This window comes from Nocardia coubleae NBRC 108252 (assembly GCF_001612805.1).
Lineage (GTDB): Bacteria > Actinomycetota > Actinomycetes > Mycobacteriales > Mycobacteriaceae > Nocardia > Nocardia coubleae.
In genome coordinates, this window is the sequence record NZ_BDBD01000004.1 from 1 (window position 1) to 15,517 (window position 15,517).

10 protein-coding genes are annotated in these 15,517 nt (G+C 70.1%); 5 read left to right on the forward strand and 5 right to left on the reverse strand.

Features of this window, described 5'->3' with window-relative positions; genetic code table 11:
• Positions 1–268: 268 nt before the first annotated feature.
• Positions 269–1,066 (forward strand): putative protein N(5)-glutamine methyltransferase, encoded by a 798-nt coding sequence (locus NCO8_RS01825; RefSeq protein WP_067635865.1) that lies wholly within the window; start codon positions 269–271, stop codon positions 1,064–1,066.
• Positions 1,067–1,120: 54 nt separating this feature from the next.
• Here the strand turns inward: NCO8_RS01825 and NCO8_RS01830 are convergent, their stop codons facing one another.
• Positions 1,121–1,948 carry an SDR family NAD(P)-dependent oxidoreductase gene (locus NCO8_RS01830; RefSeq protein ID WP_067635867.1) on the reverse strand — a complete coding sequence of 276 codons (828 nt, stop codon included), beginning with the start codon at positions 1,946–1,948 and terminating at the stop codon, positions 1,121–1,123.
• A gap of 30 nt (positions 1,949–1,978) precedes the next feature.
• The gene (locus NCO8_RS01835) at positions 1,979–3,553 is read right to left on the reverse strand and encodes a succinic semialdehyde dehydrogenase (protein WP_067635869.1); all 1,575 of its coding nucleotides are present in this window, start codon (positions 3,551–3,553) and stop codon (positions 1,979–1,981) included.
• A gap of 144 nt (positions 3,554–3,697) precedes the next feature.
• Between NCO8_RS01835 and NCO8_RS01840 the strand changes: the two genes are divergently transcribed.
• On the forward strand, positions 3,698–4,378 hold the full coding sequence (locus NCO8_RS01840) for a TetR/AcrR family transcriptional regulator (RefSeq protein WP_067491967.1): 681 nt from the start codon (positions 3,698–3,700) through the stop codon (positions 4,376–4,378).
• On the opposite strand, the gene NCO8_RS01845 is transcribed toward NCO8_RS01840, so the two are convergent.
• A complete protein-coding gene (locus tag NCO8_RS01845) occupies positions 4,339–5,286 on the reverse strand; it encodes a DMT family transporter (protein WP_067635871.1) in 948 nt (315 codons plus the stop codon). The genes NCO8_RS01840 and NCO8_RS01845 overlap by 40 nt on opposite strands.
• A gap of 241 nt (positions 5,287–5,527) precedes the next feature.
• Here NCO8_RS01845 and NCO8_RS01850 point away from each other — a divergent pair, with 241 nt between their 5' ends.
• The 3 genes from NCO8_RS01850 (at position 5,528) to NCO8_RS32250 (ending at position 9,793) form a co-directional block, all read left to right on the forward strand.
• Positions 5,528–6,217, forward strand: a complete 690-nt coding sequence (locus NCO8_RS01850; RefSeq protein WP_067635873.1) for a response regulator — start codon at positions 5,528–5,530, stop codon at positions 6,215–6,217.
• 14 nt (positions 6,218–6,231) lie between these two features.
• A complete protein-coding gene (locus NCO8_RS01855) occupies positions 6,232–7,239 on the forward strand; it encodes a HAMP domain-containing sensor histidine kinase (RefSeq protein ID WP_210740679.1) in 1,008 nt (335 codons plus the stop codon).
• A gap of 70 nt (positions 7,240–7,309) precedes the next feature.
• Positions 7,310–9,793, forward strand: coding sequence for a DUF4153 domain-containing protein (locus NCO8_RS32250; protein WP_245655203.1), 2,484 nt, complete (start codon positions 7,310–7,312; stop codon positions 9,791–9,793).
• A gap of 82 nt (positions 9,794–9,875) precedes the next feature.
• On the opposite strand, the gene recD is transcribed toward NCO8_RS32250, so the two are convergent.
• Positions 9,876–11,888 (reverse strand): exodeoxyribonuclease V subunit alpha, encoded by a 2,013-nt coding sequence (gene recD / locus NCO8_RS01865; RefSeq protein ID WP_067635877.1) that lies wholly within the window; start codon positions 11,886–11,888, stop codon positions 9,876–9,878.
• A gap of 232 nt (positions 11,889–12,120) precedes the next feature.
• Positions 12,121–15,483: a UvrD-helicase domain-containing protein gene (locus NCO8_RS01870; RefSeq protein WP_084456365.1), complete on the reverse strand. Its 3,363-nt coding sequence runs from the start codon at positions 15,481–15,483 to the stop codon at positions 12,121–12,123.
• Between the last annotated feature and the right edge of the window lie 34 nt (positions 15,484–15,517).

The following is a 15,517-nucleotide window of genomic DNA, read 5'->3' on the forward strand; positions in this document are numbered from 1 at the left end:
GCGGTCATGGCGGACTTAAGTGGTGCCGTGTGGCTGGGTGTGCGGTAGGTGGCGGACTTAAGTGGCGCCGTGTCCTGGGAGTGCGGTAGGTGGCGCACTCGAGTGGTGCCGTGTAGCTGGGTGCGCGGTAGGTGGCGGACTCGAGTGGCGCCGTGTCCTGGGAGTGCGGTAGGTGGCGCACTCGAGCAGTGCCGTGTGACCGGGAATGCTCACATGGCGGATTGGGGGGAGATTCGCAGCTGGTTGTTGGGGCGGGCACAATCGGCGGATGGGTATTACCGGGTCTGTCGATGTGGTTGCTGCTTTGCGGCGCGCGGGGTGTGTGTTCGCCGAAGACGAGGGGGCGTTGCTGATCGAGGCGGCGGGTGCTGATTCAGTGCGGCTCGATGAGCTTGTGGCGCAGCGGGTTTCGGGGGTGCCGCTCGAATATCTGTTGGGCTGGGTGGAGTTTCGTGGGGTGCGGGTCGGGGTGCGGGCGGGGGTGTTCGTGCCGCGTCAGCGGACGGCGTTTCTGGTCGAGCAGGCGCTGCGGGACGTGACGGCGGAGTCGGTTCGTATCGTCGATTTGTGTTGCGGTTGTGGGGCACTCGGGCTCACGGCCGCCACGGAACTGACCGGGCGTGGATGTTCGGTCGAGTTGGTTGCCGCGGATATCGATCCGGTGGCGGTGGCGTGTGCGCGCGAGAATCTGGCTGCGCTGGACGCACCCGTCTACGAGGGTGACCTCTTCGACGCGCTCCCCACCGAGTTGCGCGGGCACGTCGACGTACTCCTCGCGAACACCCCGTATGTGCCGAGCGCCCGCATCGCCGATCTGCCGCCCGAGGCGCGCGAGCACGAACCACTCGTCGCCCTCGACGGTGGCGACGACGGCCTCGCCGTATTCCGCCGGGTCGCCGAGGGGGCGGCGGAGTGGCTGGCGCCTGGCGGCTCCGTATACGTGGAAACCGGGACGGGGCAGGTGGATTCGGCGCTGACCGTGCTTCGCGAACACGGACTGGCACCCCGGGTCGAGCATTCCGAGGAGTACTACGCCACCGTGGTGATCGGCACCCGTCGGGACTGAGCAGACACAACGATGCCCCCGCCGACCATCAGGCCGACGAGGGCATCGCGACCGCTACTTACGTCCGGTGAACTGATCCATCGAGTGGTACACACCGACCGCGTTGAGGTACAGATCGCGGATCTTGATCGGCAGCAGGCCGGTGAGCGCGCGGTTCATCCGCGAGGTCCACGGCAACACCACCAGGGCGCCGCCGTTCTTCATCTCCCGCCAGGAGGTGTCGACGACGTCGTTCTGCTCGAGCATGGGGGTGAACAGGATGCCCTTGGCGCCGTCGAACATGCCGGTGTTGATGTAGGTGGGACAGACCGTGGTCACCTTCACGTGGTGGTGGCCGGCCTGCTCGAGCTCGAGCCGCACCGAATCCGACCAGCCCAGCGCCGCCCACTTCGACGCCGCGTACACCGCCATGCGCGGGTTGGCGACCAGACCGGCCGAGGACGCGATGTTGAGGATGCGCGCCTGACCGGCACCGGCCACCATGCCGGGCAGGAACTCGAGGGTGACGTACATCGGGGCCAGCGAGTTGATCGCCATGGTCTTGTCGATGTCGGCGCGGTTCTCGGTTTCCCAGAAGTAGGTGTTGCCGCGCACGATCCCGGCATTGTTGACCAGGATGTCGATGCCGCCGATCTCCTTGCGCACCGCCTCGGCGTTCTCTCGGATGGAATCCTGCGACGACACATCGACCACATACTGATGCACCTTGCCGCCCTGCGCGGACAGCTGCGCGGCAGTCTCGCGCAAGGCGATCTCGTTGATGTCCCACAGCACCACCGCGTCGGCGCCCTCACGCACCGCGTGCTCGGCGAACAGCTTGCCCAGACCCATGGCGGCGCCGGTGACCAGCACCCGCTTGCCCGCGACCGATTCCATCTTCATGTGCTACCTACCCCTGCTCGTTCGTGCGCGCTACTTCTGGCGCAGCGTCTTCATGGCACCGAGAACCAGCGTCATCGTCTTGGCCCACAGCTGCTCGGACATCCCGGGCAGCGGCCCGATCGGCAGCACGCGCTGCACCGCGACGGTCTGGGTGTCGACGTACTTCAGCAGGCCCTCGGGTCCGTGGCGACGGCCCTGACCCGAGATCCCGAGACCACCCGAGGGTGCGTCGATGCTGCCCCACGCGGCGGCGAAGCCGTCGTTGACGTTCACCGATCCGGCGTTGATCCGTGCCGCGACCTCGCGGGCCCGGTCCACGTCGCGGCTCCACACGCTGGCGTTGAGGCCGTAGGCGGTGTCGTTGGCCGCCTCGATGGCGTCTTCGTCGGAGTCCACCTTGTAGACCGAGACGACCGGGCCGAAGGTCTCCTCGCGGTAGACCGTCATGCCGGGAGCCACGTCGACGAGCACGGTCGGCTCGTAGAAGTAGGGGCCGAGGTCGGGGCGGGGACGGCCACCGGCGAGTACCTTGGCGCCCTTGGCGACCGCGTCGTCCACGTGGGCGGTGACGGTGTCGAGCTGGCGCTGGAAGGTCAGCGAACCCATGTCGCGGCTGTAGTCGAGCTCGCCGCCGAGCGACATGTTCTTGACGTTGCCGACGAATTCGGCGACGAACTGGTCGTAGACCGAGGCGTCGACGTAGATGCGTTCCATCGATTCACACAGCTGGCCGGCCGAGGAGAAGCACGCGCGCACAGCCACTTTCGCGGCCTTGGACACGTCGGCGTCGGCGAGCACGAGCAGCGGGTTCTTGCCGCCGAGCTCGAGCGAGTAGCCGATCAGGCGTTCACCCGCCTGCTGGGCGATGGTGCGGCCGGTGGCGCTGGAACCGGTGTAGTCGACGTAGTCGGCGCGGGCGATCACGTCGCCGCCGATCTCGCGGCCGCGACCGAGCACCGCCTGCCACAGCCCGCGCGGCAGACCCGCGCGCTCGGCGGCGTCGATGGCCCACAGGGCCGACAGCGCGGTCTGGTTGTCGGGGCGCGCGATCACGGCGTTGCCCGCGATCAGGGCGGGCAGGGCATCGGAGGCCGACAGGGCGAGGGGGTAGTTCCATGGCGAGATGACCGCGACGACGCCCTTGGGGCGGTTGTGCACATCGACGGCGGTGAGCACCGGGAGCACACCGCGCGGCTTGCGGTCGGCCAGCAGTTTGGGGGCGACGGCGGCGTAGTAGCGCGAGTTCAGCGCGACATCGGCGACCTCGTCGAAGGCGTGCGGGCGCGACTTGCCCGTCTCGGTCTGCACGATGTCGAGCACGGTCTCCTGCTCGGCGAGCACGATGTCGTGGAAGCGGCGGATGATCTCGACGCGCTGCTTGACCGGCACCTTGGCCCAATCGCGCTGCGCGTGCCGGGCGACGGCGAACGCGCGGTCGATATCGGCGACCGAGGACTGGGGCAGGTCACCGATCTTGTGGCCGGTGGCGGGAGCGAAGACCTCGACCGACGGTGCGCCACCGGCGACGGCCCGGTCGAACAGAGGCTTGACCAGCGTTTTCGGCAGCGCGGTCGGTTCGGCGGTCAATTCAGGGGCGGTCGTCATTGTCGGCCCTTCTCCTCACCAGGTGGTCGCGCGGTGCAGGCGCGGATATTCGGCTATTTGCTGAACACTAGTGTTAGATTAATGCGTGGGCCCGGGTTCGTGTCAAGCTTTCGGCAGCGAGTTCGCCGACGGAGTGGAGGTGCGATGACCGAGGAGGCGACGTCGGTGCGTCGCGGTAGGCCACCGCAGACCCAGGAGCAGGCCGAGGAAGTGCGGGCCCGGATCGTCGAGGCGACCGCGGCGGTGTTCGCGCGCAACGGTTCGCGCGGGTTGAGCGTCGCCCAGATCATCGAGCAGGCGGGTCTGGCGCGGCCGACCTTCTACCGGTACTTCAGCAATGCCGCCGAGCCGTTGCGCGCGGTGCTCGACGCGAGCAACGACGGGCTGGTCGGTGGGATCAGCGCGGCGCTGGCCGGGACCGACGAGCCGGTGCAGTTGGGCATCCGGCTCATCGACGCCTATGTGGACTGGGCGCGCGGGCACGGTGCGATGCTGCGGCCGTTGTTCGCCGAGTTGCACGATCCGGGTTCGCCGGTGTCGGCCTATCGCGAACGCGCGCTCGACGACATCCGGGATCTGGTGCGCAAGACGTTCGGCGAGCTCGGCCGTACGGTGCCCGCTCCGCTGGATCTGGACGCGGCGCTGCACGTGTGCGAGTACGTGGTGTACCGGCTCACGGCCGATGCCGAGCCGGGCAGCGATCCTGACCCGATCCTGGTGTCGGAGGCGAGGGTGACCATGATCCGCATCCTGCTGGTCACCCTCGGCACCCGCGACGACCTCGCCTACGCGATGGAACTGCCCGGTCTGTTCCCGGATTCCTGAGTACGCTGCGGGCGGCTCGCCGCGACGAGCGCGACCGACAGCAATGCCGCACCGAGCCAGCCCATCGGCGACAGGCGTTCGGCGAGCACCAGCACCGCCAGCAGGGTGCCGGTGAGTGGCTCGAGCAGGGCGAGCAGGGCGCCTGTTCCCGCGCCGACACCGGTGAGACCGCGGAAGTACAGCGTGTATGCGATCGCGGTGGGGAACAGTCCGAGCGCGAGAATCGTCACCACCGAGCCGGGGGCGAGATCGACGGCTCGGGTGGTGAGAACGGCCGGGACGGCGAGCGCGATCGCGCCGATGGTGAATCCGACTCCGGTGGCAGTCACCGGGTCCAGGCCCGGCACCTCGGCCGCCGAGACCAGTGTGAGCAGCGCGAACGCCGATGCCGCGGCGACGGCGAGCGCCGCACCGATCAGCACCCCGGAACCGCCCGCACCCGGAGTTCCGACCAGCAGGACGAGGCCGAGGAGTGCGAGGGCGATGCCTGCCGCGCGGCCTGTATCGAGGCGTTGTCGGCCGGTGACGTATTCGAGCCCGGCGACGATCACCGGGGACATGCCGATGGTGAGCAGCGTCGCCAGGCTCACCGACGACAGCGCCACGGCACCGAAATAGCAGCCCTGGAAAATCGGCGCGAGCAGGGCGATCGCGGCGATGCGACGCCAGGCTGGTCCACCGCGCGGTATCGCGCGCCGGGTGAGCACGCACAGCCCGAGCAGCAGCAGGCCGCCGACCGCCAGCCGCACAGCGGCGACCGCAACCGGTGACAGTCCCGTCCCGCGCTGGACCACAGTGCCGAGCAGTCCGCCGGTCCCCCACAGGATGCCCGCGAGAACGAGTTCGGTGATGCCTGCCCGGCGGAGTGCGGTGGGCCGGGACGCTCGCCCGGCGAGAAGAGAAGACATGAAAGCTCCTGCGACAGAAGGAATGAGTGGTCGCGAGAAGCGAGGTGCGGACATGCGGAACCGCTGTGCCGTCGACCCGACGGCGGGGCCTGCCGACCCGCGCGGCGCGCGGGGGCACCTCGCTCAGGAGGTGGGCGGCGGGGTGCAGCGGAAACGCGGGTTCACCCGGCCGAGGGTACTCCACACACAATCTCCACATTTGGCGACGGAACCCTCCACACCCGGTCGCTAGGGTCGCAGCATGGAACTCAGTGGGGGTACGGCGCGGCGGGTCCTCGTCGTCGACGACGAGGTGACGATCGCCGAGTCGGTGGCGGCGCGTTTGCGCGCCGAGGGATTCACCGTGGATCTGGCGCACGACGGTCCGGCGGCCGTGGCCGCCGCGGCGGCGGGGGAACCGGATCTGGTGGTGCTCGATGTGATGCTGCCCGGCTTCGACGGTCTCGAGGTGTGCCGACGGATCCAGGCCGAGCGTTCGGTTCCGGTGCTGATGCTCACCGCGCGCACCGACGAGACCGACCAGCTGATCGGGCTCGGCGTCGGCGCCGACGACTATCTGACCAAGCCGTTCTCCATGCGGGTGCTTGCCGCCCGGGTGCACGCGCTGCTGCGGCGGGTGGAGCGGGCCGCGGACCGGGGTGACAGCAGCATCGTCGTCGGTGATCTGCGGATCGACCTCGCCGAGCGCCGGGTGTGGCGGGGCGAGACCGAAGCACGGCTCACCCCGCTGGAATTCGATCTGCTCACCCGGTTGGCGCAGCGGCCGCGTGCGGTGCTGGCCAGGGAGCGGTTGCTGGAGGACATCTGGGACTGGTCGGACGCGGCGGGCACCCGGGCGGTGGATTCGCACGTGAAAGCGTTGCGGCGCAAGCTCGGTGCCGACCTCATCCGCACCGTGCACGGTGTCGGCTACGCCCTGGACGCACGATGAGTGTGCCGACCGCGCTGGACCGGATTGCCGACCGGTTGCCCCGCCCGCTCGACCCGCTGCGCTCGATCAAGCTGAAACTCGCTGTGCTGATGGTGTGTTCGGGTGCGGTGGCGTTCGCCTACTTCTGGTTCCGGATCGGCTGGTTGCCGACGTTCACCACCCTCACCGCCATGTTCATCGCGTTGGTCACCTCGCAGATCCTCGCGCACGGCATCACCCGGCCACTGCGTGAGATGACGGCAGCGGCCCGGCGAATGGCGCAGGGCGACTACAGTTTCCGGGTGCGAGCGTCGTCGCGGGACGAGGTGGGCCAGCTGGCGACCGCGTTCAATCAGATGGCCGCCGATCTGGCCGCCGCCGACCGGCAGCGCCGCGATCTCATCGCGAACGTGTCGCACGAATTGCGCACACCGGTCACCGCGCTGCACGCCGTCCTGGAGAACATCGTCGACGGGGTGAGCGACCCCGACCCGGCCACCCTGCGCACCGCGCTGGCACAGACCGAACGGCTCGGGTTGCTCGTCGCCGAACTCCTCGACCTGTCGAGCATCGAGGCGGGGGCCAGTCCCCTGGATCGTGAAACCCTGCCGCTGACAACACTTCTGACCGAGGCCATTGCCGAGGCCGAGGTGATGACGGCCGCGCTCGGTCGCGGGGTGCGGTTCACCACGACGGTCGAACCGGCCGACGCGGTGGTCCTCGGCGACCGCGCCCGCCTGCACCAGGTGCTGTTCAACCTCCTCGACAACGCCGCCCGGCACGGGCCCGCCGGCGGTGAGGTACGCGTGACCGCCCGCGCAGGTGTCGACACGGTGGTACTCGAGATCCAGGACGACGGCCCCGGCATCCCGGAAGCCGACCGCGCCACCGTCTTCGACCGTTTCACCCGGGGCGGGCGCACCGACGGCGGCGGTACCGGGCTCGGCCTCGCCATCGCCCGCTGGGTCGTCGACCTGCACGGCGGCACGATCGCGGTGGCCGACCCCGGCTCGCGCATCCGGGTAGTCCTGCCCACTTCCTGACTCACGCACATCACCACCCCCCGTCCACTGGTCCCGGGGGTGGACGAGCACACCTATCTCGAGGGGAAACATGACGAAATCGACCACGGAGCGGTCCGGCGAGGACAACGAACTGCCCGATGCCACACCGAACCCGGCGGACGCTGCTGGGGCAGATGCGGATCGCGGAGACTCTCCCGCACCCGCCGCACCCGAGGGCCGAATCGAGCCGAGCCCAGAAGCCGGCCCCGTCGCTCTCGCCGGGCCGGACACCGGCCGGTCCGAGGCGACACCCGATGCCGCCCCACCCGGCGCGAAGGAACAGAGCGGGCTCGGAGCGACGCACCACGGCGCCGATTCCGGCGATTCGACCGCGAATTCTGTTGGCCCCGCGATCATCGCGCAGGCCGCCGCCACCACGGCGCTGCTCTCCCAGAAGGGCAATCAGCCGTCCGATACCGCGCAGTCCGGTGATTCGGACACTGCAACTGCCGATTCCGGCGCTGACACCACCGCCGAGGCGCGCGAACCTGTCCAGTCCGATTCGACCCCCGCACCCGATAGGGCCGCGCCCAACGGATCACAAGGCTCCGTGGTCGAGCCGACGACATCCCCCGCAGGCCGGTCGATATCGCACAGCTCCACGCCCCCGTCCTGGACCTCCGGCTGGCAGGCAGCCGCCGTGGAACCGATGTCACCCATTCGGCACACCGCAGCGCCACCACGTCCCCCGACCCCACCGCGCTGGCGCCGCGTCGCCCGCCCCTCCGGCGTCCTTCCGGCCGCAGCGCTCGTCGGCGTCATCGGCGCCACCGTGATCCCCACCGACCGCCCCGGCATCGGCTGGCTCCTCACCGGCACCGCCATCACCGCCACCCTCTGCGCCGTCGACCAGCGGGCGCGCAGAAGTTCGACGCAAACGCCGGAGCGAATTCCTGTTGCGTCCGAGGGCGATTCAGCGAATCTTCGCGAAAAGCCGATGGCAGCCGCCGACACGACGGTGGCACCGAGTGTGCCCGGCACCCGAGTCGCCCACGATTCCCCGACCGAGCAGACGAAGGCCATCACGCCCTCGATGCCGGCCGCAGCGACGCCCGGCGCACGCTCGGATACCGCTACGAGCGCGGCCGCGGAATCAGATGCCGACACCAACACCGCCGCGAGCGCGAGCACCGAGATTCCTGCGGGTGCCGGTGCGAATGCGGGCACGAGCCCGGGTGACGGCGGCCCAATTGCGAGTGCGGAATCCGGTGCGAGTCCGCGCGAAAGTGTCAGTCCGAGCGTGAAGCGCACACCGCAACCGGCAGCCGCTACGAGTCGGGCAGCTGATGGCAGTTCGGTTGTGGGGGTGGTGCAGCGGGTGGCGTTGCGGTGGGGACGTGGATGGTGGGTCGGGTTGGCGCTGGTTCTGTTGGGGGTCGGGGCTGTTCGGGCGGCGGGGTGGTTGTTCGCGTGGTGTGTGGTCGGGGCCTGTGTGGCTGGGTCGTTCGCGGTGTTGGGGCGGCGGAGTACGCGGGGTGTGTGGTTCGACATGATCGCGGTGCCGGTCGAGTCGTTCGTCGCTGTGCCGTGGGCGTTTTCGGGGGTGCGGCGGGCCGGGACGAGCGAGTTGTCGCGGGTGCGGCGGTACGGGGCTTCGGTGGCCGCGACGGCGGCGCTGCTCGTGGTGTTCGTGCCGCTGCTCGGTGGGGCCGACGCGACGTTCGCGACGCTGTTGAGCGGGCTGGTGCCCGAGGTGGACTCGGCCGCCGCGTGGGAGTGGCTGTTCATGTTCGCCGTGCTGGGGATGGGCGCGTTGGGTGCGCTGTATCTGCTGGCCGGGCCGCTTCCCGCCGCAGGCGATGCCGGACGGCCGAGCCGGTTGTGGACGCGCAGTGAGTGGGCGTTGCCGGTCGCGGTGCTTGCGGTGTTGTTCGGGGTGTTCCTCGGCGGCCAGTTCGTCGCCCTCTTCGGCGGCGACGATTACGTGCAGCGCACCGCGGGACTCACCTACGCCGAATACGCGCGCAGCGGGTTTTGGCAGCTGTCGGCGGTGAGCATCCTCGCCCTGGCCGTGATCGCCGCGGTCCTGCACTTCTCGGCCAAGGACAACGCCGCCGACCGCCTGTGGGTGCGGGTGCTGCTCGGCGTGGTGAGCCTGCTGACACTGATCATCGTCGTCTCCGCGCTCGGCCGCATGTGGACCTATCAGCAGGCCTACGGGTTCACGGTGCTGCGTCTGCTGGTGTCGATGTGCGAGCTGTGGGTCGGGTTGCTGTACGTGCTGATGCTGGTCGCGATCGCGCGGCTGCACTGGAGCTGGGTGCCGCGCGCGGCCGTCGGCACCGCCCTGGCCACGCTCGTCGCGCTCGCGGCGATCAACCCCGAACATCTTGTCGCCGAACGGAATATCGCCCGCTGGGAACAGAACGGACGGCTCGACGCCGACTACCTGACGTCCCTGTCCCCCGATATCCTCCCGGCACTGGAGGGTCTGCCCGACCCCCTGCGCGCCCAGATCGAGCCGAACATCCGCAGAGGCCTCGACGACGACCCCTGGTGGGCCTGGAACCTGTCCCGCAGCTCCGCCCGCTGACCTGGACACTCGATCACCACGATCTGACGGCGGGTTTCGGCCCGAAATCCCGCCATCAGAGCGTGGTGATCTCGATCGGAGCTCAGGTGGCGAGGGTGGTGCGGGTGAGGCCGCTGGCGCGCAGGACGCGGCGGGCGATGGCGGCGCGGATGGCGTCCTCGGTACCGATGATGCGCACGTGGGTGCGGGCGCGGGTGATCGCGGTGTAGAGGAGTTCCCTGGTGAGGAGCGTGGATTCGGGTTCGGGCAGGACCACCGAGACGGTGTCGTACTGGCTGCCCTGACTGCGGTGGATGGTCATCGCGAAAACCGTGACGACCGAGGGGAATTGGGTGGGATGCACGAGATAGGGCTCGCTGCCGCGTTGCAGGGCCGCCCGCAGGGAACCGTCGGGTCGGCGGATGATGACACCGGTGTCGCCGTTGTAGATGCGCGCCTCGTGGTCGTTGGCGGTGACGAGCAGCGGTTGACCCGGATACCACACCGCTTGCGGCCCTTCGGGTCCCGCGCCACCGGCAGCCGCCCATTCGGCCGCCATCCGGTCCCACCGCTCCACACCGAACGGGCCCTGCCGGTGCGCGCAGAGCAGACGATGTGATTCCAGCGCGCCGAGCGCACCGACCGCGTCACCGGCTTCCGCCGCCTCGGTGACAGCGAGCGCGGCGGTGGTCACATCGGCGCGCACCGCACGGATATCGTCAGGGCCACACAGTGATACGTCGTCGCCCCCGGCGCGCAGAATCGCCAACGCCGCATCGGCGTCGCCCGCTCGGACGGCGACAGCCAGATCCGCGATCCGCCCACCGAAGCGACGCCCACGGGTCAGCCGGACGATGCCACCCTGCAGACGCCGCATCTCCAGCGCACTGAGCGAATCGACATCCTGCACAGCCGGATTCGCAGAAACGCTTCCCCCATCACCGGCAGGGGTTCTTGCCACCGCATCGGTCACAACGGCAGAGTCATCGGCGGAGGCGGTCTCCTCCCCCGCGCGAGCGACAGCGGATGCTGACCCGGTGTCGGACGTCAGGAGTTCGCGCAGGGCCGGGTTCGGGACGCCGACGACCGGACCGGCGACGAGGTCGGCCAGGACGGCCCCCGCGTCGACGGAGGCGAGCTGGTCGGGGTCGCCGACGAGGATGAGGCGGGTGTCGGGGCGCAGGGCCGAGAACAGGTGGCTCATCATCGTGAGCGAGACCATGGAGGTTTCGTCGACGACCACCACGTCGTAGGGCAGGCGGTTGTGGGCGTGGTGACGGAAGCGGGTGGTGCGGCCGCGTTGCCAGCCGAGCAGGCGGTGCAGGGTGGACGCGGTGAGCTCGGGCAGGCCGAGTTCGGCGGCTTGGTCACGCACGGCTTCCTGCAGGCGGGCGGCCGCTTTCCCGGTGGGGGCGGCGAGGGCGATGCGCAGGGCGGGCAGTTTGGGGGTGGCCCTACGGTGGGCCGTGAGCAGGGCGAGGATACGGGCGATCGTGTGGGTCTTGCCGGTGCCGGGACCGCCCGCGACGACGGTGGTCCAGTGGGTGGCGGCCAGCGCGGCGGCGAGGCGTTGCCGATCGGGGCCTCCGCCGAGAGGGTCGGCGAACAGGCGGTCGAGTTCGGCACGCACGAGCGCGGTGTCGACGACGGGGTGGTCGGCGCTGCGTTCGACGAGCGCCCGGCGCAGCGTCTGTTCCTGCTGGTAGTAGCGGTCGAGGTAGAGCAGCGCCCCACCGTCGGCATCGGCCTCGACCACCCGCAGCGGACGCAACGGTCCGGCCCGGCCACCCTGCACGAGCGGACTGGCCCGCAGCGCCGCGAGCACCCGGTCCGTCTCCGGCCACGGTAGCGTCGCGGGATCGATTCCGGTTACGGCATCGCGACTTTCGTCGGCGTCGACACCGATCTCACGCATCCGCGCCAGTTCCAGACACACCGATCCCGACCGCACCGCGCGCACGGCAAGCGCCGCCGCGAACAACACATCCTCACTGTCCTCACGCCCGAGCCGGCCCAACCGCACGGCCACATGCACGTCAGCGGCCGACAGCACACCTGCCTCGTTGAAGACCCGCAGCAGCCCGGTCCCCCGCTGCGCCACCTGAATCGATGTCACCTTCCCGCCCTCCCACCGATCCGCCGCCCATAGGCGCGACGCTCGTCTTCGTCGCGGGTGCGATCATCCGCCGACATCGCTGTCCTGGAATGTCCCCGCATGCCGAGGGCCGGCCGCACGACCGTGTCGGGTCGAAGGTGCGGGTGCACTCCCCGATGCGCGCCCGGATCCGTCGGTGCGGATCCTCGGGCGTCGGTCGACCGGACGCACCGAGCGGAAACAGTTGCACGGGTCATCGACGGCCCTCCCCGGCGAGTAGATCCGACAGTGCCACAACGAGTTCGGCGGGTGGGTACCAGTCGAAAACGCCGTGACCGGGTGGAGTGTCGGCGCCGATCATGCCTCGGACGAACAGGTAGCGGGCGCCGCCGAGGTGGCGGGCCGGGTCGTAGTTCGGCAGGCGCCACCGCAGATAGCGGTGCAGTGCGACGGCATACAGCAGCGCCTGCAACGGGTAGTGGGAGCGGACCATTTCCGCGAGCATGTGTTCGCGACGGTAGTGCTCGACCGTGAGGTCGCCGGTGCCGAGCCGGTTGGTTTTGTAGTCGACGATCACGTACCGGAGATCACCGTCGCCGGGAACCCGGAGCACGGCGTCGATGCTGCCGGTGAGGTAACCGCGCAGCACCGTCTCGGGCAGGGCGGCGAGGTGATCGGCATAGCCTGCCAGGTCGTCGTCCGTGGGAAGGTGGGTGCGCAGCAGGGCGGCGATATCGCGCAGGGTGGCGGCCCGGGCGCGCGGGTCGTCACCGCCGCCGAGCGGTAGTTCGAATTCGAGCTCGTTGAGCCGGTCCCCGGTCGGGATCCGGGCCAGCGAGCCGAAATCGGTCGGCGTGCAGAGGACTTGGAACAACGCCTCCGACAGCAGGTCGACATCGAGTTCGGCCATGGTGTGCTCGACCGCTTCGGCACACCGAGCGCGCACCTCGGCGGCTAGGTCGGCGACGGAGGTGTCGACCGTTTCGAGCACGCCGTGCACCAGGGTGCCGAATTCGGCGCCGTAGGGCAGGGCGTTCATCAGCGACGGCGCCGCCGCGACCACCGTCGGCACGTCGAGCGGCGGGGTGTCCGGTTCGTCGTCGGGACCGGGCCCGTCCTCGGGTTCGCTGTCGTTGACCGAGGCCAGGTCGTGCGCGCCCGCGGTGAGGGCCGAGTAGGAGGTGCGTCGCCACAGCTGGTCGAGGGGCCGGTCGAATTCGGCGGCTGCCAGCTCACCGGTGGGTAGTTCGGTGCGCACCCGTCGCGGGGCCACGTTCTCGGGGCGGTCGACCGCCGTCACCGAGATCACGTCGGCGGCCGGGGCGGCCCACTCCGAAAGGCGTTGCAGGGCAGCCGCGTCGGCGGGAATCTCGGCACGCCGAGGTACCTGCGACGCGCCGGGACGGCGACCGAGGATCATCCGGTGCAGTGGCGCGGCACCCGTGGTGACGGCGGGCGCCCACCAGGTGACCACCTGGCACATCGCCCTGGTCGCCGCCACGTACAGCAGCCGCAACTCTTCGCCGGATTCCTCGGCCTCGCAGCGCAATTGGCGTTCGCCGTAACCGGGGGCGTCCTTGCCGCCGATGTCGAGCACCCGGGTGCCGTTGTCGTCGTGGAACAGCAAGGTCGCCGGGTAGGGGTTCTTGGCACTGTCCCACGCGAAAGGCAGGTACACGATGGGGAATTCGAGTCCCTTGCTGGCGTGCACCGTGGCGATCTGCACGGCGGCGGCGTCGCGGTCGAGGCGACGGCTGCGCCCGCTCACCGAACCGGCCTCCGGGTCGCGGACCCGGTCGGCCAGCCAGCGGGTAAGGGCGGTCAGACCGAGCCCTTCGGTGTGGGCCACTTCGTCGAGGAGACCGGCCAGGTGGCGCAGGTCGGTGAGTTCGCGCTCGCCGTTGTCGACGGCGAGCAGTCGGGGCGCGAGTTCGGTTTCGGTCGCGAGTTTGTCGAAGACGGCGGCGAATCCGGCGCGGGCGAAGAGCCGGGCCGCCTCACGCAGCTGTGTGGAGATCCGGCCGACGAGATCGGCACCACCGGCATCGATCTCGGCGAGCGTGACGCCGAGGATCGGCGTGCAGGCCGCCAACCGCACCCGGTCACCGCGATGGGGTTGCTCGAGTGCGCGCAGCACCCACAGCCAGTCGGTGGCGGCCGGGGTCGCGAAAACACTTGTGCCACCGGCGAGTACCGAGGCCACACCGACCCGGTCCAGGGCGGCGCGCACCACGTCGATCTGGGTGCGGGTGCGCACCAGGACCGCGATGTCGCCGGGCCCGATCGGTCTGCGCACCCGGCCGTCGCCGACCTCGGTGAGCGAATAGTCTGCGCCGCGTTCGGGTTTGGCCTCGATGCTTGTGCCGGATTCGAGCAGCGTGACGATGTCGGCGGCGAGATCCTCGGCGACTTTCGCGCGCTGCCTGCCGACCGACGGGAATCCCGACTTGTTCCGCGGCCCGGCACCGGTACGCGGCAGTACCCGCAGTCGCAGTGGGGTGACGACTTCCGGGTCGCCGTGCAGCCGGGTGTCGGCGCGGGTCGCGGCGACCGGGTACACGCTGATCTCCGGATGACCGAGTTCCGCGCCGCCACAGAGGTGATCGATCGCGCGCAGCAGTCCGGCGTCGCTGCGCCAGTTGCGGGTGAGTTCGCTGCGCTGCCGGGCGTGCGCCACCGCGTCGAGGTAGCTGAGCACCTCCGCGCCGCGGAAGGCGTAGATGGCCTGTTTCGGGTCGCCGACCAGCACCATGGTGGCGTGTTCGTGGAAGGCTCGGCGCAGGATGTCCCACTGCAGCGGGTCGGTGTCCTGGAATTCGTCGACGAGCGCGACCCGGTAGCGCTCGCGGATGCGGGCACAGGCCGCGGGGCCGTGCACCGGGTCGGCGAGCACGTCGTGCAGCAGCACGAGCCGATCGTCGAAGTCACGCAGTCCCGCACGGCGTTTGCGGCGGTCGGTTTCGGCGCGCACCGCGGTCGCGAACGCCACCCGTTCGCCCGCGGCACCCTCGGTGCGTGGCGCTAGTTCGGCGTGCCGGTCGTGGACGGCGGCCAGCGCGAGGATGTGCGCGTCGCGCAGGGTGAAGGGCGCGCGGTCGCGGGCGTAGCGGGCCAGGTACAGGTCGTCGGTGACGGTGGCGACGAGGTCGTCGACCGATTCGACCAACCGCGCGCCGGGCTCGTGTTCGCCCGCCAGGCCCAGTTCGTCGAGCATGCGCTGGCAGAACGAGTGGGTGGTGGCGATGGTGCCCGCGTCGAAATCGGCGAGAGCGGAGAGCAGCCTGCGGCGGCGCAGCCGCACCGTCGCCGGATCGGCGGCGGCGAGTGCGCGCACGAGTTCGTCCGGATGCGCCTGTGCGGCAGCAGGTCCGGCGAGGGCGGTGGCCACGGTGACGAACCGGTCCCTGGTGCGTTCGCGCAGTTCCTGGGTGGCGGCGCGACTGAACGTCACCAGCAGCAGTTCGGTGATCGAGATCCCCTGCTCGGCCACATACCGCACCGCCAGCCCGACGATCGCATGGGTTTTGCCGGTGCCCGCGCTCGCTTCGAGCACGGTGGTGCCCTGCGGCAACGGACCAGCCGCATCGAATGCCTCGGTCGGTGGGGCCGACATCATCCCGGTCACCGCTTCGGCCCCTCGTACCAACCGG